This is a genomic window from Antarctobacter sp. (assembly GCF_048262615.1).
Lineage (GTDB): Bacteria > Pseudomonadota > Alphaproteobacteria > Rhodobacterales > Rhodobacteraceae > Antarctobacter.
This window is the reverse complement of sequence record NZ_JBLXFB010000024.1, coordinates 32,687-52,787: the sequence shown is the minus strand read 5'-3', so window position 1 is coordinate 52,787 and position 20,101 is coordinate 32,687. Positions and strand designations below refer to the sequence as shown.

At 64.0% G+C, this 20,101-nt stretch carries 19 protein-coding genes; 7 read left to right on the top strand and 12 right to left on the bottom strand.

Annotated elements, in window-relative coordinates:
- Positions 1-7: 7 nt before the first annotated feature.
- From ACN0S5_RS19740 to ACN0S5_RS19730, 3 genes are all read left to right on the top strand, one after another.
- Positions 8-1,084: a zinc-dependent alcohol dehydrogenase family protein gene (locus tag ACN0S5_RS19740; RefSeq protein WP_417210565.1), complete on the top strand. Its 1,077-nt coding sequence runs from the start codon at positions 8-10 to the stop codon at positions 1,082-1,084.
- A gap of 71 nt (positions 1,085-1,155) precedes the next feature.
- Complete coding sequence (locus ACN0S5_RS19735) at positions 1,156-1,554, top strand: cupin domain-containing protein (protein WP_417210562.1); 399 nt, start codon at positions 1,156-1,158, stop codon at positions 1,552-1,554.
- Between the two features lie 8 nt (positions 1,555-1,562).
- Positions 1,563-2,570, top strand: coding sequence for an amidohydrolase family protein (locus tag ACN0S5_RS19730; RefSeq protein ID WP_417210561.1), 1,008 nt, complete (start codon positions 1,563-1,565; stop codon positions 2,568-2,570).
- Between the two features lie 7 nt (positions 2,571-2,577).
- Here ACN0S5_RS19730 and ACN0S5_RS19725 read toward each other — a convergent pair whose 3' ends face one another.
- The 8 genes from ACN0S5_RS19725 to ACN0S5_RS19690 all read right to left on the bottom strand — a co-directional run bounded on the left by ACN0S5_RS19725 (position 2,578) and on the right by ACN0S5_RS19690 (position 10,894).
- Positions 2,578-3,327: an SDR family NAD(P)-dependent oxidoreductase gene (locus tag ACN0S5_RS19725; RefSeq protein WP_417210560.1), complete on the bottom strand. Its 750-nt coding sequence runs from the start codon at positions 3,325-3,327 to the stop codon at positions 2,578-2,580.
- A gap of 4 nt (positions 3,328-3,331) precedes the next feature.
- Positions 3,332-4,087 (bottom strand): SDR family oxidoreductase, encoded by a 756-nt coding sequence (locus tag ACN0S5_RS19720; RefSeq protein ID WP_417210559.1) that lies wholly within the window; start codon positions 4,085-4,087, stop codon positions 3,332-3,334.
- A 10-nt stretch (positions 4,088-4,097) separates the two neighbouring features.
- Positions 4,098-5,405 carry a TRAP transporter large permease gene (locus ACN0S5_RS19715; protein ID WP_417210557.1) on the bottom strand — a complete coding sequence of 436 codons (1,308 nt, stop codon included), beginning with the start codon at positions 5,403-5,405 and terminating at the stop codon, positions 4,098-4,100.
- Between the two features lie 2 nt (positions 5,406-5,407).
- Positions 5,408-5,944, bottom strand: coding sequence for a TRAP transporter small permease subunit (locus ACN0S5_RS19710; RefSeq protein ID WP_417210555.1), 537 nt, complete (start codon positions 5,942-5,944; stop codon positions 5,408-5,410).
- Positions 5,945-6,121: 177 nt separating this feature from the next.
- Positions 6,122-7,405, bottom strand: coding sequence for a TRAP transporter large permease (locus ACN0S5_RS19705; RefSeq protein WP_417210554.1), 1,284 nt, complete (start codon positions 7,403-7,405; stop codon positions 6,122-6,124).
- Positions 7,402-7,917: a TRAP transporter small permease gene (locus tag ACN0S5_RS19700; protein ID WP_417210552.1), complete on the bottom strand. Its 516-nt coding sequence runs from the start codon at positions 7,915-7,917 to the stop codon at positions 7,402-7,404. The genes ACN0S5_RS19705 and ACN0S5_RS19700 overlap by 4 nt, the downstream gene beginning before the upstream one ends.
- A 108-nt stretch (positions 7,918-8,025) precedes the next feature.
- Positions 8,026-9,030 carry a TRAP transporter substrate-binding protein DctP gene (dctP, locus tag ACN0S5_RS19695; RefSeq protein ID WP_417210551.1) on the bottom strand — a complete coding sequence of 335 codons (1,005 nt, stop codon included), beginning with the start codon at positions 9,028-9,030 and terminating at the stop codon, positions 8,026-8,028.
- 427 nt (positions 9,031-9,457) lie between these two features.
- Positions 9,458-10,894: an MmgE/PrpD family protein gene (locus ACN0S5_RS19690; RefSeq protein ID WP_417210549.1), complete on the bottom strand. Its 1,437-nt coding sequence runs from the start codon at positions 10,892-10,894 to the stop codon at positions 9,458-9,460.
- Positions 10,895-11,069: 175 nt separating this feature from the next.
- On the opposite strand from ACN0S5_RS19690, the gene ACN0S5_RS19685 reads away from it, so the two are divergent.
- Both ACN0S5_RS19685 and ACN0S5_RS19680 read left to right on the top strand, forming a co-directional pair.
- Complete coding sequence (locus ACN0S5_RS19685) at positions 11,070-12,455, top strand: MmgE/PrpD family protein (RefSeq protein ID WP_417210546.1); 1,386 nt, start codon at positions 11,070-11,072, stop codon at positions 12,453-12,455.
- An 80-nt stretch (positions 12,456-12,535) separates the two neighbouring features.
- The gene (locus ACN0S5_RS19680) at positions 12,536-13,327 is read left to right on the top strand and encodes an enoyl-CoA hydratase-related protein (protein ID WP_417210544.1); all 792 of its coding nucleotides are present in this window, start codon (positions 12,536-12,538) and stop codon (positions 13,325-13,327) included.
- 74 nt (positions 13,328-13,401) lie between these two features.
- Here ACN0S5_RS19680 and ACN0S5_RS19675 read toward each other — a convergent pair whose 3' ends face one another.
- From ACN0S5_RS19675 to ACN0S5_RS19660, 4 genes are all read right to left on the bottom strand, one after another.
- On the bottom strand, positions 13,402-14,202 hold the full coding sequence (locus ACN0S5_RS19675) for a shikimate dehydrogenase family protein (RefSeq protein WP_417210543.1): 801 nt from the start codon (positions 14,200-14,202) through the stop codon (positions 13,402-13,404).
- On the bottom strand, positions 14,199-15,410 hold the full coding sequence (locus ACN0S5_RS19670; protein WP_417210542.1) for an acetyl-CoA C-acetyltransferase: 1,212 nt from the start codon (positions 15,408-15,410) through the stop codon (positions 14,199-14,201). Before ACN0S5_RS19670 ends, ACN0S5_RS19675 begins: the two co-directional genes overlap by 4 nt.
- A 216-nt stretch (positions 15,411-15,626) precedes the next feature.
- Positions 15,627-17,576 (bottom strand): AMP-binding protein, encoded by a 1,950-nt coding sequence (locus ACN0S5_RS19665; protein WP_417210541.1) that lies wholly within the window; start codon positions 17,574-17,576, stop codon positions 15,627-15,629.
- Positions 17,573-18,472, bottom strand: coding sequence for an HpcH/HpaI aldolase/citrate lyase family protein (locus ACN0S5_RS19660; RefSeq protein WP_417210539.1), 900 nt, complete (start codon positions 18,470-18,472; stop codon positions 17,573-17,575). Before ACN0S5_RS19660 ends, ACN0S5_RS19665 begins: the two co-directional genes overlap by 4 nt.
- A 178-nt stretch (positions 18,473-18,650) precedes the next feature.
- Between ACN0S5_RS19660 and ACN0S5_RS19655 the strand changes: the two genes are divergently transcribed.
- Complete coding sequence (locus ACN0S5_RS19655; RefSeq protein WP_417210537.1) at positions 18,651-19,448, top strand: SDR family NAD(P)-dependent oxidoreductase; 798 nt, start codon at positions 18,651-18,653, stop codon at positions 19,446-19,448.
- 115 nt (positions 19,449-19,563) lie between these two features.
- On the top strand, positions 19,564-20,082 hold the full coding sequence (locus tag ACN0S5_RS19650) for a nuclear transport factor 2 family protein (protein WP_417210536.1): 519 nt from the start codon (positions 19,564-19,566) through the stop codon (positions 20,080-20,082).
- Positions 20,083-20,101: the final 19 nt, after the last annotated feature.

Genomic DNA, 20,101 nt, shown 5'->3' with positions numbered 1-20,101 from the left:
GATTGTGATGCGCGGAGTGGTCTTTACCGGCAACCGGACCCTGGAAGTGACGTCCTTCGATGACCCCGAGCCCGGCCCCGGTCAGGCCGTGATCCGTATGAAGGCCAGCGGCATGTGCGGCAGCGACCTGCATTTCTACCGGGCCGAGAACCCGCTGGATTTCCTCGTACAGCAGGGGTTGATCACGCTGGGCGCGGGCGGCATGGATGCGTCATCCCGGATCATCGCCGGGCATGAACCCTGCGGCGTGATCGAGGCGGTCGGGCCGGGGGTGGACCCGGCGCGTTTCCGCCCCGGCGACCGTGTGATCGTCTTCCATTACGAGGGCTGCGGTACCTGCGACCATTGCCGGACCGGCTGGACCCAGATGTGCGAGGAAGGCACCCGGCCGCACGGCGCGGTCAAACACGGTGGCCATGCCGACTACATGCTGGTGCCGGCCTCGACACTGGTGAAGCTGCCGGAACAGATGTCCTTCGTGGCGGGTGCGGCGGTGGCCTGCGGCACCGGCACCGCCTATGGCGCCATCCTCCGTCTGAACCTCAGCGCGCGCGATACATTGGCGGTCTTCGGGCTGGGACCGGTGGGTCTGTCGGCGGTGCAGCTTGCCGCGGCCATGGGGGTCGAGGTCATTGGCGTCGACATAGATCCGGGCCGCGTCGCCGCCGCAAAGGCATTTGGTGCCGCCCATGCGATCAACGGCAAGACGCACGACCCGGTGGAAGAGATCCACCGCCTGACCCGTGGCAAGGGCGCAAGCTGCGCCATGGATTGCGCCGGTGGCAACGTGGCCAAGCAGCAGGCGGTACGGGCCACCGCGACTTGGGGGCGCATCGCGCTGGTGGCGGTGGGCGGCAACCTCGACGTGGTCGGCTGGAATGACATGATCGCCCGGCAGCGCACCGTCGTCGGCTCCTGGACCTTCTCGATCACCGGCATGAAGGAATGCGCCTGGTTCATCGCCGACCACGGCGTCGAGGTCGACAAGGTCTTTTCCGACCGATGGACCCTCGATCAGGCGGCACAGGCCTACACGTCCTTCGACAAACAGGCCGGCGGCAAGGGCGTCTTTGTCTTCGACTGACTTGTCCCCGACCGAACGACCCCGCCCCGGCCGCCCGACGGCAGCACGGGCCACATAGAAAGGGAGATGAGATGAAGATCATTGAGAACGGCACCCGGCCCTCTGACATTGGCGGCGAGAGCAACTTTACCGGTCACGTCCGGCGCGACCCGATCTACATGGCCGACGCACCCTCGCGGCTGGCCTGCGGTCAGGTCACGTTCGACCCCGGCGCACGCACCCGCTGGCACACCCACCCGGTCGGGCAACTGCTGGTGATCACCGCTGGCAGCGGCCAGGTCGGCACCTGGGACGGCGACGTGCGCGCCGTGAAAGCGGGTGATGTCGTCTGGTTCGAGCCGGAAGAAAAGCACTGGCATGGTGCCAGCCCGACCACCGGCATGACCCATATCGCCATCACCGAGGCCGAAAACGGCAGCGCCGTCGAATGGCTTGAACCCGTCAGCGACGAAGATTTCATCAAAGAGTAGACAAGGCCATGAAAAGCAAACGCCTCGAAGGCCGCGAAGAGACCATCCTCGAACCCGATCTGCCGATCGTGGATTCGCACATCCACCTTTTTGACCTGCCGAACAATCGGTACATGCTGGACGACTACATGGCCGACGCCACTGGCGGCCATAATATCGTCGCCTCGATCTACTGCGAGACGCAGGTGTACTCTCGCACGGACGGGCCAGAGCATCTGCGGCCCTTGGGCGAAGTCGAATTCGCCAATGGCATCGCCGCCATGGCGGCGACCGGGCAATACGGCCCCTGCAAAGTCAACCACGGCATCATCGGCCATGCCAACCTGAGCCTTGGCGCGCAGGTGGGCGCCCTGCTGGACCGCTGCATGGCCGCTGCCCCCGACCGCTATCGCGGCGTGCGCCACGTCGCGGTCGAACATCCCGACGACCGGCCATACAAGTTCATCATGACATTCAAACCGCCGCGTGGCGTGCTCGACACGCCGGGTTTTCCCGCCGGTCTGGCAGAACTGGAAAAACGCGGGCTGACCTTTGATGCCGCTGTCTGGGACCCCACCCTGCCCCGGCTGATCGCTCTGGCGGACCAGTTTCCGAACCTGACGTTCATCCTCAATCACATGGGCACCGCAGTCGGCGTCGACATGTCCCCGGACGAAAAGGCAGAGATCTTTGCCCGGTGGCGCGACAATATCCGCGCTCTCGCCGAACGCCCGAACGTGGTCTGCAAGACCGGCGGGCTGGGAATGCCTTTCTGGGGCTTCGGCTTTGAGGCGCGCGAGGACGTGGTGGTTTCCGAAGAACTGGCAAAGGTCTGGCGGCCCTATTTCGAGACCGCCGTAGAGGCCTTCGGCCCCGCGCGCTGCATGATGGAAAGCAACTTCCCGCCCGACGGTCGTTCCAGCGGGTATGTGCCGCTGTGGAACGCCTACAAGATCCTGACCCGTGGTGCCTCGGCAGAGGAAAAGGCGGCGCTGTATTCCGGCACAGCCGCGCGCATCTACCGGCTTGAGATCTGACGCGCGGTCACTTGCGCCGCCCGGCGGTATAACCGGCATCGACGGGCACCACGGTGCCCGTCACGTGGCGCGCGCGATCCGAGGCCAGAAAGACCATGACTTCGGCCACATCCACCGGCAAGGCGACACGGCCCAGCGGGTACACCCGGTTCAGCCGCTCCACGGTCTCGGGATCATCGAAATAGCTTTCGGTCATCGGTGTCCGCACAACACCGGGCGCGACCGCGTTGACCCTTATGCCCAGCGGCCCAAGGTCCAGCGCAAGCTGCTTGGTCAGCCCGACGACCCCGTGCTTGGAGGCGACATAGGCGGCCCGGTTCTCCGAGGCCAGCAGACCCGACGTCGATGCCGCGATGACGATGGCGCCCGGCCGGGCATCATCGCGCCATTTCCGCGCCACCGCCTGCGCGATGTAGAAGGCCCCCGACAGGTTGACCGCCAGCACCTGCTGCCACTGTTCCGGCGTCAGGTCCAAGGGATGCGCGATCTCGCGGATACCGGCACAGTTGATGAGGACGTCGGGCAGGCAGCTATCCATTTCCAGTCGCGCGACCAGATCGCTTGCCGCCGCCGGATCGGAAATGTCGTAAGCCTCGGCCCGGCCGCCATGTTCTGCGGCGACCCGCTCCGCCGCGTCTTGGTCGCGGTCGGCAACCACGATTGCGGCACCCTGCCCGGCCAGCAGCCGGATGCATTCGGCCCCGATGCCGCTGCCGCCGCCGACCACCAGCGCCTGTTTGCCTGCAAATTCGCCCATTGCGTCACAATCCCTTTGTCATTCCACCGTCAAGCTGGAGCGTCTCTCCGGTGATGTAGCCCGCCTGCTGCGAGGCCAGAAAGGCGACGGTTCCGCCAAATTCCTCAAGCGTGCCGGCGCGCTTTAGCGCCGTGCCCGCTACGCGCCGCTCCAGATTGTGGAACTGCCCGAAGGTGGGCGTCAGCACGGTTGCGGGTCCGATGCAATTGACGGTCACGCCATGCGGCGCCACCTCTTCGACCAGATGCTTTAGCGCCACCTGCACACCGGCGCGAAAGATCGAGGACAGCGCGTGACGCGGCATTGGCTGCTTGATGCTGGCCGAGGTGACGCCGATGATCCGTCCCCACCCCTTGTCCAGCATCAGCGGCGTCAGGAACCGCAAGACAAAAAGCGCGCTTTCAAGCTGGTCGGCACAAGCGCGCTGCCAGCGGTCGTCCTCGGTCTCTTCGAGGAAGGGGCGCATCGGGCTGGGCGGGCGCGGCGTGTTCAGCACCAGAATGTCGACGCCGCCGGTCCCTGCCATCCACTCGGCCAAGGCGCGGACGTCCTTCTGCACGGTGATGTCGCCTGCAAAGCCGTCGACCCGCCCGCCGTGACGCGCCCGCAACTGCTCGGCTGCGGTGTCTATCCGCCCCTTTTCACGGGCGAAGATGGCGATCTCGGCCCCCTCCGCCGCCAGCGCCTCGCAGGCCGCCAGCCCGAGGCCGGAACTTCCGCCAGTGACCAGCGCCCGTTTGCCCGCAATTCCTGTATCCATTGGTCAGTCCTCAGTTCATGATAGACGGCAACCAGAGCGAGATCACCGGGAAGGCGATCAGCAGGCTGAGCGTCACAAGATCAGTCATGATGAACCACATCGCGCCACGGAAGATCGTCGACAAAGGCACAATGCCACGCAAAGCAGAGCTGATGACGTAGCAGTTCAGCCCCACCGGCGGAGTGATCATGCCGATCTCAAGCAGCTTGATCACGATGATGCCGAACCAGATCATGTCGACATTCGCGGCCTGTAGCAGCGGGTAGATGATCGGCAGCGTCAGCAGCATGATGCCGATCGACTCGATGAACATGCCGAGCACGATGTAGATCACCGCGATCATCAGGATCAGCGTCACAGGATCGTCGCCGACCGCCAGCATGGCGCTGGAAATCGCCCGAGGCACGCCGGTCAGCCCCATGAAGGAGGTAAACATGGTGGCGCCGACGGCGATGATAAAGACCGTCGAGGTGCCGATGGCGGCATCGCGCACGGCCAGTCTGACCACAGTCCAGTTCAGGCGGCGGCGCATCGCGGCCAGCACCATCGCCAGTGAGGCACCCACGGCCCCGGCCTCGGTCGGGGTCATGATGCCAAGAAAGATGCCCCCCAGAACACCGAGGATCAGCGTCGGCAGCGGCCAGACCTCTTTCAGCGCCTGAGCGGTTTCGCCGGGTTCCGGACGGATGTCCTCACGCGGGGCAAGGTTCGGGTTCATCTTTACCCGGATCACGATCATGGCCATGTACATTGCGGCTGACAAAAGGCCGGGAAGGAACCCCGCCATGAACAGCTTTCCGACCGAGACATTGGCAAAGATCGCGTAGACAATCATCAGGATCGACGGCGGGATCAGCGACCCCAGTGTGCCGGCCGAGGCGATGGCCCCGGTGGCCAGCGCCTTGTCGTACCCCTGTTTCAGCATCTCGGGCACGGCAATCTTCGACATTGCCGCCGCCGTGGCCACCGATGAACCCGACGCCGCCGAGAACAGCGCACAGGCACCGACACCGGAACAGGCCAGTCCGCCCGGCAGCCATCTCAAGAGAATTCTGAGGGCCTTGAACAACCCGTCGGTCAGCCCGCCGTTGGACGCGATAAAGCCCATCAGGAGGAACATCGGCACCGCGCTGAAGGCCCAGTTGGCGATAAAGTCGAACGGGATGGCGCGGGCGATGCCCCAGGCCACATTGAACCCCAGTGCCGCCCAGATACCGAGGAAGGACGCCACCAGCAGCACAATGCCGATGGGCGCCCGAAGCGCGATCAGGAACAGCACAAGCCCGGTGGAGGCAAAACCGATTTCAAGCATCGACATGGTCAGTGTCCTTCCGCGTCGGGGTCGTGTTCATTAATGACGGTCAGCGCGTGCCGCCAGTGGCTGCTGAACAGCAGGCGAAAGAACAGCATCATCGTGATGGCCGCGGCGAGGATCAGCCCCGCCGGCAGGACAAACCGCATCGGCCAGATGTAGATGTTGACTGTGCCCATCACGATCTCCTTCATCTCGAAGGCGCGCAGGGCGTCGGGGATCGAGATCACGGCAAGTCCGGCATAGGTGACGGCGCTGAGCAGCAGCACAAAGCCGATGACCGCCACCTGAAGCCCGCTGCTCATCATCTGGTAAAACAGCTCGACCGCGATCGACTGTCGCGTCAGCTCGACGAAGGCCAGTGGCAGCACCACCACCGAGACCATGTAGTAATAGGCGGTGATCTCCAGCGTGCCCTGTATCGGGGTGCTGATCGTGTATTTCAGGATGACGTCCAGTGTAACATGGACCATCATCGCAAGCATGGGGATCGCGGTCAGCGTCAGCAATGCCTCCGACAACCACTCGAGCAGGTTTTTCTTCACGTTTTCCTCCCGGCCGCGTCTTGGCTCTTGGCTCGTTTCTTATTCGGGGACAGCGTCGCAGATCGGGGCGCAGGCACCAGCCCGCGGCTACCTATCCAAGGCAGTACCAATACCTATGGCAAGATTGCGGGCAGGCGGCAGGGCGCAGCCGCGCCCCGCCGGGTCACGACGCCGACGCTACATCTGGTTCGGCAGGAACAGCGACAGCGCCGGGAAAATCACCAGAATCGCGATGGCGATCAGATGGGCGACAAAATGCGGGATGATGCCGCGGAAGACCTCTCCGGTCGGGGTGCCGGAGTAGCGCGCCACCACAAAGGCATTGAGTCCCAGAGGTGGCGTCACCATCCCCAGTTCGGCGGTAACGATCAGGATAACCCCCCACCAGATCGGGTCGTAGCCCAGCGAGACAACCGTCGGCACCACGATCGGCACCGTCAGCACCAGAATCGCCATCTGGTCGAGGAAGGTGCCGAGCAGGATGTAGATGGCGATCAGGATCACGATGATCAGCGGCGGCGCGAGGGGCAGTTCCCCGACCCATGACACGATGCCTTGCGTCGTCTGGGTCAGCGCGAAGAAGGTCGAGAAGACATGCGCCCCAAGGATAATCAGTGCGATCATGCAGGAGGTGCGCGCCGCCTTGGAGAAGACCTCGAAGGTTTCGGCAAAGGTGCGCCTCGCACGGGTAAAATAGAGGATCGCCGCGAACAGCGCACCCACCGCCGAGGCCTCTGTCGGGGTCGCCACGCCACCGTAGATCGACCCTGTCACCGCCAGCATCAGCAGCAGCATCGGACCAATCAGCCGCAGCAGGGCGATCTTCTCGCGCAGCGGCACCTTGGCGCTCAGCGGTGCACGCTTGGGGTCCTGCCATGCAAGGAAATAAACGGTCAGCGCAATGGTCAGGGTGACCAGGATTCCCGGTATGACCCCGGCCACCAGCATCTTGGCGATGCTCACATCGGTGAGGATGCCGTAGACGATCATCGCGACACTGGGCGGGATCAGCATCGACAGCGTGCCGGAAATGGCCACGACACCGGCAGCCATCGGCCGCTCATAGCCGTATTTCAGCATCGCAGGCAGCGAGGTCGAGGACAGCGTTGCGGCGGCGGCGGTGGACGATCCGCAGATCGCGCCAAATCCTGCACCGGCCAGCGCGGTGGCGATGCCCAGCCCGCCGCGCACCCGGCCGAACCATGCGGCGGCGGCGCGAAACAGGTCGTCGGCAACGCCGGAGCGCAGCACCAGCTCTGCCATCAGCAGGAACATCGGCACGGTAACGAATTCGAAGGTAATGGCGCTTTCACGCGGAAACGACGACAGGATCGCAATCATCGGGTCGGTGCCGCCGATCATGTACAGGCCAACGGCCCCCGAGATGATCATGGCAAAGCTGATCGGCGCGCCCACCACCAGTAGGGCGACCATCAGGATCACGCAGGTTGCGGAAATCATTCGTGGGGCTCCCCATGTTCTTCGAAGTCCGGATCGTCACCGGAGATGGCCAGCGTGATGCTGTGATGAACCAGCCGCAGCACCAGCAGCGCGCACCCCAGCGGAATCGCCAGATGCGACAGCCAGGACGGCCAGAGGAAATAGCCGGGGATGAAGTCGCGGTTCTCCCAGGCGTCGGTGACATTGTGCCAGGTGCCGTAGACCAGAAAGGCAAAGACGACCGCCGCCACCATGCACCAGAGGATATCCAGCCAGTTGCGCAGCTTTTTCGGGAACATGTCGCGGAACAGCGTGATGCTGACGTGGTCACCGCGTGCCAGCGTCCCGGAGACCGCAAAGTAGATACCCACCACCATCAGGTAGTAGCGCACCAGCTCAAAGGACCAACGCAGCGGGGCGTTGAAGGCGTAGCGCAGGACAGCGTCAAGACTGACACAGAACATGATCATCGCGATGGCGAAGACGGCGATAAGCATCGCGGCCTGGTCCAGGCGTCTGAGTAGGGTTGTCACGGAACCTTCCTTTCAGTGCGGACGGTCGAAAGTTGCGTGGACAGGCAGGGCCTGTCGACAATGTCGGCAAGGCGGGGCGGCCATCCCGGCGCGCCCCGCCCCAAAGGCTCACATGCTTTCGGCCACGGCCTTGTAGGCGTCCAGCACCTTGGTGCCGGCACGGCCCTTGGAGTTCATGTCATCGGCCCATTGGCTGGCCACCGGCGCGATGGCCTCGCTCCAGACAGCGGCCTGTTCCGGCGACAGTACGTGCAGGGTCAGCTTGCCGTTCTCGACCAGCCACTTTTCCTCTTCCGCGCCGCTGCGATCAAGATATTCGCACATGTGCCGGGTGGTCTTCTCACCAGCCTCCATGAGGATTTTCTGCGTCTCCTCGTCGAGTCCCTGCCATACCTTTTCGCTGATCGCGAACATGGTGCTGCCCGCGCCCATCGACGTTCCCTTTACGGTGTGGTTCAGCACGTCTTCCAGACCAACCAGACGCGTCGAGCCCGACAGCCACATGCCGCCATCGACCACGCCGCGCGCAAGGGCATCGTAGAATTCCGGCGATGTCACCTGCATTGGCACGCCGCCAAGAAAGTCCACCGCCTTGGCCAGAGCGCCGTTGGCCCGCAGCTTCAGCCCCTTCATGTCGTCGACGCTTTCCACCACGGCGGAATTGGTCTGCACCTCGTAGGGCGTCAAAACCATCACGTAAAGCGGACGCACGCCCAGCTTTTTGTATTCTTCCTCAAAGAGGGCACCGCCCTCCTTGGCCAGCTCCCAGTACTGCATGGTGCCTTCGCAGGCGGAGGTGTGAAAGCCCGGCAACTCGACCACAGACGTCAGCGGCAGCTTCTCGACCTCGTAACCCGGCACAAGGATGCCCATCTGCGCCAGACCCGAGTTCACCACCGTGGTGCTTTCCTTGCCAAGCTGCCCGGCGTGATAAACCTCGAAGGTGATCTCGCCGTTCGAGGCAGCGGAAACTTCGTCCATGAAGGTCTGGATACCCTCGGTCATGTGCCAGTGCGTGGCCGAAAAGACCTGGGTGATGTTGAACTTCTCGGCGGCGACGGGCGCGGCCAATGCGCAGAGCAGTCCGGCAGAGATCGCTGTGAATTTGAACATGATGATTTCCTCCCTAAATCGGCATGACGACCCCGCCACGCGTTGCCTTCGAGTTAGGAGGTGCGGCTGTTCCAAGTCAATTAAGGCAGTTGAAACTGCGGCCTAGGCGGTGCATCGGAGTTTCCTATGCCAACCCCGGACGCCACATCAAGCCACTGGAATACAACGATTTTCAAAACGTCTATCAGCCGCTTTCCGGGACTGTCCGACGGTGCGGAGCCGGGGTTGCGGACCGCGGCGCGGGCCTTGGATTTCGCGGAACGCGAATATGATGGCAATTGCGCCGCTTGGAGTTGAATTCTTCCGAGGCGACCGCCGCCGGGATTCTCGCGCCGCCGATGCGGGCATGTGAACCCTGTGCGAACGCAAAACAGCGTGCGGGGCCCCCGCCCCGCACGCTGTATCCAGTGCATCCCGAAAAATTGGTTCAGGCGGCGGCCTGCACCTTTGCGCCTTCGACGAAGATCGCCATGACCCGTGCCACGCTGTTGTGCTGTTCGAAGTTCATGATGGCGTCCACCGCATCGTCGAGCGCTGCGGCCGACAGCACTTCGGCTCCGTTGTGCTGGAACTTCTCCACCAACTCCCCGGTGGTCATCCGGCTTGCAGGGTCGGGCGAGGGGCTGCCCTTGGGATACAACTGGTCGCCGCTGAATTTCCGCCCGCGCGCGAAGATTTCCACATGGGTTGCACGGCTGGCGGGGTTCTTCATCATCGACGAGATATAGGCGGGATGCTCTTCGTGCGAGACCCGCTCCATCAGCTTCATGACCGAGTCGCTGTAGACCAGCTTGGGGTCCTGCCACTGTTTGCCCGGCTGCACCCGATGCGCCGCCAGAGCGATGCCATGGGCCAGACTGAACTGGGCGTCGATGACATGGCCGATCTCGGTGCTCTGCCACAGCGGACGTTCGAGAAAGCCTTCGCCCTGCACCTTGATCGTTTCGATCTCTTCGGGCTTGATGTCATGTTCCCCCTGCAAGCGCGCCATGATGTCAAAGGCGGCGTGCAGGACCCGGCAATAGGGATAGGGCTTGATGCTTGATTGCGCCACAAAGCCCCAGACCTCGCCCAGCTTGTCGGTGATCGGCGCCGGCTCCCAGCGCTTGGTGCCGATCATCTTGGCAAAGCCGTATTCCGGATCGTCCAGCACCTGCAAGTCGCCACGGTGGCCGCCTTCACCCAGCATGGCCGCGGTCAGCGCCGCCTGCGCCATCACGCCGCCAACGGTGTATTTCACCGTGGTGCTGGGCGCATGGTTGACCCAGGCCATATGAGAGTTCACCGGCACCGTGCAGCCGGCGATGCCCAGACTGTGGGCAATCACCTCGGCCGAGGCCCCCTTGACCTTCAGCGCGGCCGCAGTTCCCCCGAAGATGGTGCTGGAATAGCCGTAGACGGTCGGCGGGTCGATCTGGCCATTGCGGATGTCGCGCAGGTAATCCATCGCCTTGCCGATACGGTTGGATATCTCATGCGCCAGCGCATTGGCGACGACCATGTCGGCACCGCTGGTGCCGTGCTTTTCGGCCAGCGCCAGCGCCGCAGGAATGACATAGGGCGCGACATGGCCGGGCGGCAGGATGGCGTCCATGTCCAGCGCGTTGATCAACTCACCATTGGCAAAGCACGCCCCCAACACCGAAGAGCGCGCGCCGGTGCCCAGCACCACCGCCTCCTGTGCGCTGCCGCCGAAGGACCGGCCGATGTCCACGCCGATCTTGCCCTTTGGATGGTCCACCGCCGCCAGCGCGCAGCCGATCGAGTCAAGCAGCAGGCGCTTGCTTTCATCGGCCACGTCAGCGGGCAAATCCTTGTAATCCGTCCGCGTGGTAAAGGCGGCGAGGTCTTCAACAATGGTCATGGCGGGGTCTCCTCCGGGCCAGTCTGCAAATGTGGTGTTTTGGATCGTCGACGCGGGCCGGGCGCATTCTTTGGCAGGCATAGGCGGCCCCTATCGGCATTTGCGTGCATCATCCGGGCTGCGTAGTAATTTTCAACAACGAAGCCCCTTCCAACCAGTCACGGAGCCCAAAACCATGAACGACGATAGCCAGAGCCTTGAGCGCGATGTCGCACGATTTGTCGTCGGATACGGCGCCGGAGACATCGACGAGAACACGCGCAACTCTTTGAAATCACTGATCAAGGACCAGTTCGCCATTCAGCTTGGCGCACAGTCCCTGCCGTGGTCGCGCCAGACCCGCACGTTCCGCAACCCGCGACCGGGCGGCGCCACCATCGTCGGCGAGGGCACCAAAGCCGCAGCCGTCGACGCGGCCTATCTGAACGCCAGCTACGGCCATGGATTCGAATACGACGATTTCTTCGACAACGCCCATCCCGGCTGTGCCGTGGTGCCTGCGGCCTTTGCCTTGGGTGAGGAACTGGGCAAGTCGTTCGAAGACACCATGACGGCGCTGGTGGCGGGCTACGAAACCTACGTGCGCATTGGCCGCTTTGCGTCCCCGGCGGTGCTCAACGTCGGCTGGCAACCGCATGCGCTGTTCGGCAACTTCGGCAGCGCCGCCATCGCCGCCAAGCTGTATGGACTGGACGAAGAGCAAACTTTCAACGCGCTGGCCATCGCGCTCAGCCACCTCAGCGGGCCGACCGAATACGCCTCTACCGGCGGCTCGATCAAACGAATCCACGCCGGTATCTGCGTGCGCAATGGCATCGAGGCCGCCGAACTGGCCCGCGCCGGAATCACCGGCCCGCGCAAATGGCTGACCGGCAACCGTGGCCTGTTCAGGCTGTTCGCCCAGAAAGAGGTGGGCGACGAGGCCCGCGAAGCCTTTGCCGCCGGGGCTCCGAACTTCATGCCCGGCCTGTCGTTCAAGCCTTATTGCTGCTGCGCCGGCACCTTTCCCTTCATCGAGGCGATGGAGCATTTCCGCGACCGTGCGACTGAAATCGATTATGTCGACACCAAGGTGCAGACCATGGCCGACAGCATCGTCGGCACCCGGAACGCGCAGATTTTCCAGCCCCGCAACATCGAAGAGTTGCAATACTCCCTGCCCGCGCAGATGGCGCTTTCGGTGATGGGACTGGGCAACGGCTACCGCGCCCACAAGGATTTCATGGATGGCAAACTCGACCTTTCCGAGGGGTCCGAGGCCATCGCCATGACCAAACGGATGAAATTGCAGGTCGCGCCGGACCTGGACAAATACCCCTATTTCGTCGCCGACGTGACCGTGCATTTCAAGGACGGCACCAGCGCGCAGCGCTTTGAGGAACGCGCCAAGGGCTCGCCGTTGAAGCCCTACAAGCCGGGCGAACACGAGGAAAAACTGTTCGAACTCACCGAGGATTCCATTGGCCGCGCCCAGTCCGAAGAGCTGTTCGCGCTAGTCGATGAGATGAAACCGGATCGCCCGGTCTCGGAGGTGGCGGCGCTTTTGGTGCCGCGGGGCTGAACAGTCTTGCGGACGCGGCGCCCACCGGCCCGGCAACGGTGGCGCCATTGCACGAACAACAGCCCAGCGGAGGACCCGGCATGACCGAGGCAACGACATACGACACGATCATCTACGAAGAAGACGGCCCAATCGGGATCATCCGCCTGAACCGCCCCGAAAACGGCAACATGTTCAACGCGCAGATGATCGGTGAGCTGCGCCGCTGCATCGAAGGCATCCGGATGGAGACCCGCACCCGCGTAATCGTGCTGACCGGCGTGGGCGACAGGTTCTTTTGCATCGGCGGCGAGCATGACGCCGTCGACGACACAACTCTTTATCCCGGCGTGGTGCCGACGCTGGAGATGTACGAGGCCATTGAGCGGCTGCAAAAGCCCGTCATTGCGGCGGTCAACGGCTATGCGGTGGGCGGCGGCAACGTGCTACAAGTGGTCTGCGACATGACCGTGGCAAAGCGATCCGCAATCTTTCGTCAAGTCGGACCGATGGTCGGCTCCTTCGACGCCGGGTACGGCACGTGGTTCCTTGAGGATCTGGTGGGCAAGAAACGCGCCAAGGAGATCTGGATGCGCAACCCCAAGATGAGCGCCGAATTTGCCGAGCGGATCGGCCTGATCAATCAGGTCTTCGACGACGAAACCTTCTGGGAGGATGCCATGGCATTCGCCCGTGAAATCGCTTTGCGCGGCAGCTATGCGCTGGCGGCGGTCAAGGGGTCCTTCAGCGCGCGGCATTCCGGGGTGGTCGGGCTCAGCCGCGTCACCCATGACCTGATGCTGGCGCCTTACTACCGCTCGGAAGAGGCCAAGGAACTGGCCAAAGCCTTTGCCGAAAAGCGCGAGCCGGACACCGACAAGTTCGGGCGCTGATCCGGACCGGGCACAAAAAAACGGCGGCGGGGTAAGGCCCCGCCGCAGTTGTTATCTCAGGTCGGACCGACCCGTCAGGTCCAGGCGTCTTCCAGCAGATCGCACATCACGTCGAGCACAGCCACGACCATGTCGTCACCGTCCGCCGTGCGGCAACCGGCCGCGCGCGCGGCCTTGATCAGTGCGGTCTCGCCGTGGCCCGCGATCACGTCACCTACGAACATCCCGGCCGTCAGCTTGGCAGGGTCCAGCGGCAGTGGATCGCCCGCATCCATGCCCATGGGCGTGGCGTTGCTGACTAGGTCGAAACCGGTGGGATCGTTCGACCCGACCCTGACCCGGTCGCCGGCCTTGGCCTTGAGCATCTCCACCAGCCCGGCCGCGCGGCTTTCGTCGGCGTCATGCACGACCACCTCGCCCGCGCCCTGATCAAGCATCGAGATCACGATGGCGCTACCGGCCCCGCCGGCACCCAGAACCAACACCCGCGCGCCCTTGACCGTGGCCCCCTTGTCGATCTGCGCCTTCACGAAGGCGTCACCATCCGTGGTGTGCCCGTGCCAGCTGCCGTCCTTGTTGCGCCGAGCCGCGCTGACCACGCCAAGCAGCCGCGAGGTTTCCGTGACCGTGGCGCAATAGGCAAAGCCAGCGGTCTTGTGCGGCATGGTAAAGCTGACGCCGTCGACGTTGGTGGTGGCGGCAAGCCCCTGCATCACGACGTCCAGCTTGCCCTCCGGCACCTCCATCGGCAGCGAGATGCAGTTCATCCCGCGCTTGGCCATGTGGTTGCTCAGCCAGTCCGGCGAGCGGGCATAGACGATCGGGTCGCCGAGCAGCGGGTAAAGCCGGGTGCGGCCGTTCAGGTTGATGGTCATTCTACCCTCTCGAAGATTGCTGCAAGGCCTTGGCCACCGCCGATGCACATGGTTTCCAGACCATAGCGGCCTTTGCGTCGGTCCAGTTCCCGCAGCATGGTGGCAAGGATGCGCACCCCGGTGGCGCCCACCGGGTGGCCCAGCGAGATGCCGGAGCCATTGACGTTCAGCCGGTCATGGTCGCCCTCGGCGAATTTCCAGGACTTGGTGCAGGCCAGCACCTGCGCGGCGAAGGCCTCATTCAGTTCCACGAGATCCATGTCGGCCATGCTCAGACCGGAGCGTGCGAAGGCCTTGGCCACCGCCGGCACCGGGCCGATGCCCATACGCTCGGGCCCGACACCGGCCACGCCCCAACTGACCAGCCGGCCCAACGGCTTCAGCCCCAGCGCCTCGGCCTTTTCCCGTGTGGTCACGATGCAGGCTGCGGCGGCGTCGTTCTGACCGCTGGCATTGCCCGCGGTCACCGTCGCCTCAGGGTCGGCCTTGCCCATGATCGGACGCAGAGCGCCAAGGCTTTCCATGGTGGCATCCGGGCGTGGATGCTCGTCGGTGTCGAAGACCTGCTCACCCTTGCGGGTCCTGAAGGTCACCGGCACGATTTCTTCGGCGAACTTGCCGGATGTCTGCGCCGCCACCGCCTTGGCGTGCGAATTGACCGCAAAGCGGTCCTGCTCTTCTCGGCTGACCGAAAAATCGCGGCGCAGATTTTCCGCTGTCTCCAGCATGCCACCCGGCACCGGGTAGTTCTTGCCACCCGAGGTCACCCGGCCACGACCGATCCGGCACATCAGTTCGGAGTCGCGCCCGCGCATGCCCCAGCGCATGCCCATGGTGTAGTATTCAGCCTGGCTCATCGACTCTGCGCCGCCCGCGATGATCAGGTCGGCGGCACCGGTCTGCACCGCCATCGAGGCGTTGATCACCGCCTGCAAGCCAGAGCCGCAGCGGCGGTCAAGCTGGGTGCCCGGCACCGAAATGTCGAGCCCGGCGTCCAGCGCCGCAATACGCCCGATCGCCGGTGCCTCGCTGTTGGGATAAACCTGCCCGAAGATGACGTCGTCGATCATCTCGCTGGTCACCCCGCTGCGTTTGACCAGTTCGCGCACAATGGTCGCGGCCAGTTCTGCCACCGGCACATCCTTCAGCGTGCCACCATAACCGCCCACGGGGGTCCGGATCGGTTCACAAATGACTGCATCGCGCATGTCGTGTCTCCTCAGTAGGGTTTCGGCAGGCCAAGCCGCTTGCCCAAGTTGGTGTTCAGTACTGTCCGCCGACGGATCGCCATGACCTCCCCGGCCCGTCGTGCCACCATTGCGGTGCCCCGGTCGGGGGATACGCCCGGCCACACCGGTCTGACGGTGGCCCTGCTTGGGCTGGGTCGCGTGGTCGGCACGGCGGCATCCTTTCAATGGTTAAGGTCAGGCCCGGACCGGGATCGCCTCCAGCGGTGTCGCCGCGTCGAGCGAAGACATGTCGCCCGCCGGTTCCCCGAGATAGCGGGCGCGGATGGCGCGGCGCAGGATCTTGCCGTTCTTGGTCTTGGGCAAAGCCTCGACCCGCAGGATCTCGGACGGCACCATGGCCTTGCCCACCAAGCGGCTGACAGAGGCGGCGGATTGCGACCGGTCAAAGCCCGCGGCATCGCCCTTGGTGGTCACAAAGGCCACGATACGCGACCCCTTGTCGGGGTCCGGCACACCGATCACGGCCGCCTCGGAGATTTGCGGGTCAGTCACCAGTGCGCTCTCGATCTCCGCCGGACCGATCCGGCGGCCAGCCACTTTGATGGTGTCGTCAGAGCGGCCGTGGATGTGCCAAAAGCCGTCGCTGTCGATGCTGGCAAGATCGCCGTGCAGCCAGATCCCCGGCCAGCGGTCCCAATAGGTTCCAAGATAACGCTTGGTGTCGCGCCAGAAAGCATGGGTCATGCCCGGCCAGGTGTTGCGCACGATGATCTCGCCGATACCATCGGTCGGGTTGCCGTCTGCATCCACGATATCCATGTCATGACCCAGGATCGGCCCGGCAAAACTGGCCGGGGACATCGGCGTGATCGTGTAGTTGGTGATCAGCCCGCCGCCCGTTTCGGTGCCGCCGCAGTAGTTCAGGATCGGCAATCTGCTCTGTCCCACGGTCTCGAACATCCAGGTCCAGGTCGGAACGTCCCAGGCCTCTCCGGTGGCCGCGAAGGCGCGCAACGAGGACAGGTCGTAGTCAGGTGCCGCGCCGTCCATCGCCGCCCGCAGCCCCCGCGCCGCCGTTGGTGCCATACCCAGCACCGTCACCCGGTTGCGCGCGACGATCTCCCACATGCGGTTCTCGTCGGGGTGGTTCGGCAGCCCTTCGACAAAGACGATGGTGGCACCGAACTGAAGGCAACCAAAGAGCATCAAAGGCCCAAGGAACCAACCCATGTCGGCGATCCAGCCGATCCTGTCGTCGGCCTGCACATCGAAACAATAGCCAAAGTCGAGCCCGGCCTTAGCCAGAAATCCGGCGTGGCTGTGCACGATTCCCTTGGGTGCGCCGGTGGTGCCCGAGGTATAGACAATCATCACCGGGTCATTGGCATCGCATGCCTCGGTCGGCACCGGACCCAGTCCCTTGCCCAGCTCGGCCCAGTCGATGTCGCGGGTCTGATGCGCGGTCTCGCTGCCGTCATGGCGGATTGTCACCACGTGCCGGACACTGGGCGACAGTGCCGTCGCCGCGTCCACAACGTCTTTCATCGGCACCCGGTTGCCCTTGCGGGTGGTGCCGTCGACAGTGACGATCACCGCCACCTCGGCGGCATTGAGGCGCGCCGCAAGCGGCTCCGGCCCGTACCCCGAAAAAGCAGGCACGAAAACCGCGCCGATCTTGGCGCAGGCCATGAAGACAACGGCGACCTCGGGGATCACCGGCGCGAACAGCGCCACCCGGTCGCCCTTGCCGACCCCGAGCCCCTTGAGACCCGCGGCGATGCGCTCGACCTCCGAACCCAGTTCGCCGTAGCTCATCTCGCGCCGGGCGCCGCTGTCGCCCTCGTAGATCACAGCGGCGCGGTCTTTCGCGTCGGCACTTTGCGCGTGTCGGGTCACGCAATTCGAGGCCGCGTTCAGCCTGCCGTCCACAAACCAACGCGGCAACGCATGACCGGCGCTGTCATCCTTGAACGCCGTCCAGGGTTGCGAGAACTCAATGCCCAGATCTGCGACCGCCTTGCGCCAAAAATCCTCTGCCTCGTCGATGGAGTGGCGGTGCAGCCCCGCAAGGCTGTTGTGACCCCAGCGCCGCATCGCTGCCGCCAGCCGGCTTCTGTCCAGTTCCCGCGCCGAGGGCCGCCAAGCGGCCGCCTCGGGCGCGCCGAAGATCGCCCTGCCTTTCATTGCCGCCCCCGCTGCGCCAGTGTCTCGCTGAGCGCGATCACCTCTTTCGCGGTCTTCACATGGGCGTAGTCGATGTGCATGCCCTCGTAGGTGACCGCCGCCAGCCCCTTCTCCAGACCGGCCTCAAATGCGTCGATCATGCCCCGGTAGAAATCGACCTGGCCCTGCGACGGCGAAAAGACTTCGTTGGCGATTGCCACGTGTTTGGGGTGGATAGAGACCATGCCGCGAAAGCCCAGCCGCTTGTTGTAGCGGGCGAAATTCCAAGCGCCGTCATCATCCTTGAGATCCTGCCAAAGGCCCACGATGGGGAAATCCTTGCCCGCCGCGCGCACCGCCAAGACGGCCTTGCTGCGCAGAAACAGCGTCTCTTCGCCGTCAGGCGTGAATTCAAAGCCGATGGACCGCGACACGTCGGCGTCGCGGGCGGTGCCGGCAAACAGCGTGGCGCAGCGCGGGCTGGCCGCCAGCATCGCCTCACATTCGGCATAGGCCTGCGCGGTTTCCAGAGAAAGCACAAACTCCAGCGAACCGGCTGTGACACCGTTGCGGCGCTCGTAATGGTCGACCAGCGCTTCCAGCTGCACGATGTCGCGGGCCCCATAGGTCTTGGGCGGCAGGTAGCCGTCGCAGCCCGGCACCGCCACAACCTCCAGGTCGTCGCCGGTCATACCGGTCTCCAGCGCGTTGAGCCGCACATAGACGCCGACGTCAGGATGGTTCTTGGCCAGATCGGCGATGGTTTCGGCGACCATGTGGCGGGTCTCGGCCTTCATATCCATCGGCACCGAGTCCTCAAGATCGAGGATCACCGCGTCAGCCCCGGCCGCCACGGCCTTTTCGGCCCATCCCTTGCGGTGGCCGGGAACGAATAACATCGAGCGTGTCGGTTTCATGCTGCTGTCTCCATTGGTCTTCGCAATGGGGTAGGCGCGTTCGCGATTCAGCGAAAGTCCCCGCCAGCCGGGGCCTGCCGGGGACCAAGGCGAAGCCGATGGCTGGCGATCGGGGGTGCAGCGCGGGCAATTTTTCGTCACCCTTGCCGCCACGGTTGTCGTGTTTCGGGAGGTTCAGATGAGATTGAAAGACAAGTCGGCCCTGGTGATCGGGGCGGGCAGCGTCGGAGAAGGCTGGGGCAACGGCAAGGCCTGCGCGGTGCAATACGCCCGCGAGGGTGCCTCGGTGGTCTGTTTCGACCTCAACGGCAAAGCCGCCGAAGAAACCGCCGCGTTCATCCGCGACGAAGGCGGGCAAGCGGTGGCTGTCGACGGCGACGCCACCAGTTCCGACGCGCTGAAAGGCGCGGTGGAAACCTGTCTGGAACGATTTGGCTCCATCGACATTCTGCTCAACAACGTTGGCGTGGTCTTCATGGGCAATGTCGTGACGCTGAGCGAAGAGAATTGGGACCGGATCTTCGATATCAACCTGAAAAGCTGCTATTTGGCGATGAAACACGCCATTCCCCACATGGAGCAACAGGGGGGCGGGTCGATCGTCAACATCTCGTCGATCTCGTCGCTGCGCTACCTCAACACGTCCTATGTCGGCTATTACACGACGAAGGGCGCGCTCAACCACATGACCCGCGTCACCGCTGCGGAATTTGCGCCAAAACAGGTGCGGGTGAACGCCATTCTGCCCGGACTGATGGACACACCGATGGCCCGCGAAAGCGCCATGAGGAATCGCGGTATCGCTCCGGACGCCATTGGCGACGCGTGGAAAGAGAAAGCCTCGCGCATCCCGATGGGACGCATGGGTACCGGCTGGGACATCGCCCATGCGGCGGTTTTCCTCGCCAGCGGCGAATCAAGCTTCATCACCGGACAGTGCCTTGTGGTCGACGGCGGCCAGACGCTCTGCGGCTGACCCCGTCCGCCGGGTACGCTCATAGGACAATCCTATCCGTGGCCTAGGCAGGCCCGGAGTATACGCCACGCAGCCCTCCGATAGGCTGAAGGCAAGACGCGACAGGAGACAAAGAATGGAAGACGTGTTGAGGCTGATCGCCAAGGCCGAGATCGAGGATTGCCTGAAGCGTTACGCGCGCGGCATCGACCGCCGTGACTGGACGCTGGCGCGCGGCTGCTTCCACGATGATGCGACGGACCACCACGGCGCGTTCCACGGCAACGGCGACGAATTCATCGCTTGGGTCAGCGCGCGACACGCCGACCTGCCTTTCGCGATGCACTATCTTCTGAATTGCCTCGTGGAGTTCAGGACCGACAGCCTTGCGGCCGTGGAAACCTATTTCTGGGCGATCCAGCGCAGTGAGACCATCAGTGCTGACGGCAAAAAGGCACAGGATCATGAGGTCTTCGGGCGTTACATCGACCGCTTCGAAAATCGCGGCGACGGCTGGAAGATCGCACAGCGAAAGGTGGTCTACGATTCGACCCGGACCCAGCCCAGCACCCAGCACCTGCGCAAGATCGTCGGTCTGCTCGGACGGCGGGACGCGCAGGACCCGGTCTATGCCTTGTTGCAGGCCGCGGAATAGTTCGGTCCCAGAAACGACA

Excerpts from the sequence above, each read along its gene's own strand:
- ACN0S5_RS19725 (WP_417210560.1), bottom strand. The coding sequence starts at position 3,327 with ATGGGCGAATTTGCAGGCAAACAGGCGCTGGTGGTCGGCGGCGGCAGC.
- ACN0S5_RS19680 (WP_417210544.1), top strand. The coding sequence starts at position 12,536 with ATGACCGAGGCAACGACATACGACACGATCATCTACGAAGAAGACGGC.
- ACN0S5_RS19690 (WP_417210549.1), bottom strand. The coding sequence starts at position 10,894 with ATGACCATTGTTGAAGACCTCGCCGCCTTTACCACGCGGACGGATTAC.
- ACN0S5_RS19675 (WP_417210543.1), bottom strand. The coding sequence starts at position 14,202 with ATGACCATCAACCTGAACGGCCGCACCCGGCTTTACCCGCTGCTCGGC.
- ACN0S5_RS19715 (WP_417210557.1), bottom strand. The coding sequence starts at position 5,405 with ATGTCGATGCTTGAAATCGGTTTTGCCTCCACCGGGCTTGTGCTGTTC.
- ACN0S5_RS19670 (WP_417210542.1), bottom strand. The coding sequence starts at position 15,410 with ATGCGCGATGCAGTCATTTGTGAACCGATCCGGACCCCCGTGGGCGGT.
- ACN0S5_RS19660 (WP_417210539.1), bottom strand. The coding sequence starts at position 18,472 with ATGAAACCGACACGCTCGATGTTATTCGTTCCCGGCCACCGCAAGGGA.
- ACN0S5_RS19740 (WP_417210565.1), top strand. The coding sequence starts at position 8 with ATGCGCGGAGTGGTCTTTACCGGCAACCGGACCCTGGAAGTGACGTCC.
- ACN0S5_RS19735 (WP_417210562.1), top strand. The coding sequence starts at position 1,156 with ATGAAGATCATTGAGAACGGCACCCGGCCCTCTGACATTGGCGGCGAG.
- ACN0S5_RS19730 (WP_417210561.1), top strand. The coding sequence starts at position 1,563 with ATGAAAAGCAAACGCCTCGAAGGCCGCGAAGAGACCATCCTCGAACCC.
- ACN0S5_RS19655 (WP_417210537.1), top strand. The coding sequence starts at position 18,651 with ATGAGATTGAAAGACAAGTCGGCCCTGGTGATCGGGGCGGGCAGCGTC.
- ACN0S5_RS19720 (WP_417210559.1), bottom strand. The coding sequence starts at position 4,087 with ATGGATACAGGAATTGCGGGCAAACGGGCGCTGGTCACTGGCGGAAGT.
- ACN0S5_RS19685 (WP_417210546.1), top strand. The coding sequence starts at position 11,070 with ATGAACGACGATAGCCAGAGCCTTGAGCGCGATGTCGCACGATTTGTC.
- dctP (WP_417210551.1), bottom strand. The coding sequence starts at position 9,030 with ATGTTCAAATTCACAGCGATCTCTGCCGGACTGCTCTGCGCATTGGCC.
- ACN0S5_RS19705 (WP_417210554.1), bottom strand. The coding sequence starts at position 7,405 with ATGATTTCCGCAACCTGCGTGATCCTGATGGTCGCCCTACTGGTGGTG.
- ACN0S5_RS19665 (WP_417210541.1), bottom strand. The coding sequence starts at position 17,576 with ATGAAAGGCAGGGCGATCTTCGGCGCGCCCGAGGCGGCCGCTTGGCGG.
- ACN0S5_RS19650 (WP_417210536.1), top strand. The coding sequence starts at position 19,564 with ATGGAAGACGTGTTGAGGCTGATCGCCAAGGCCGAGATCGAGGATTGC.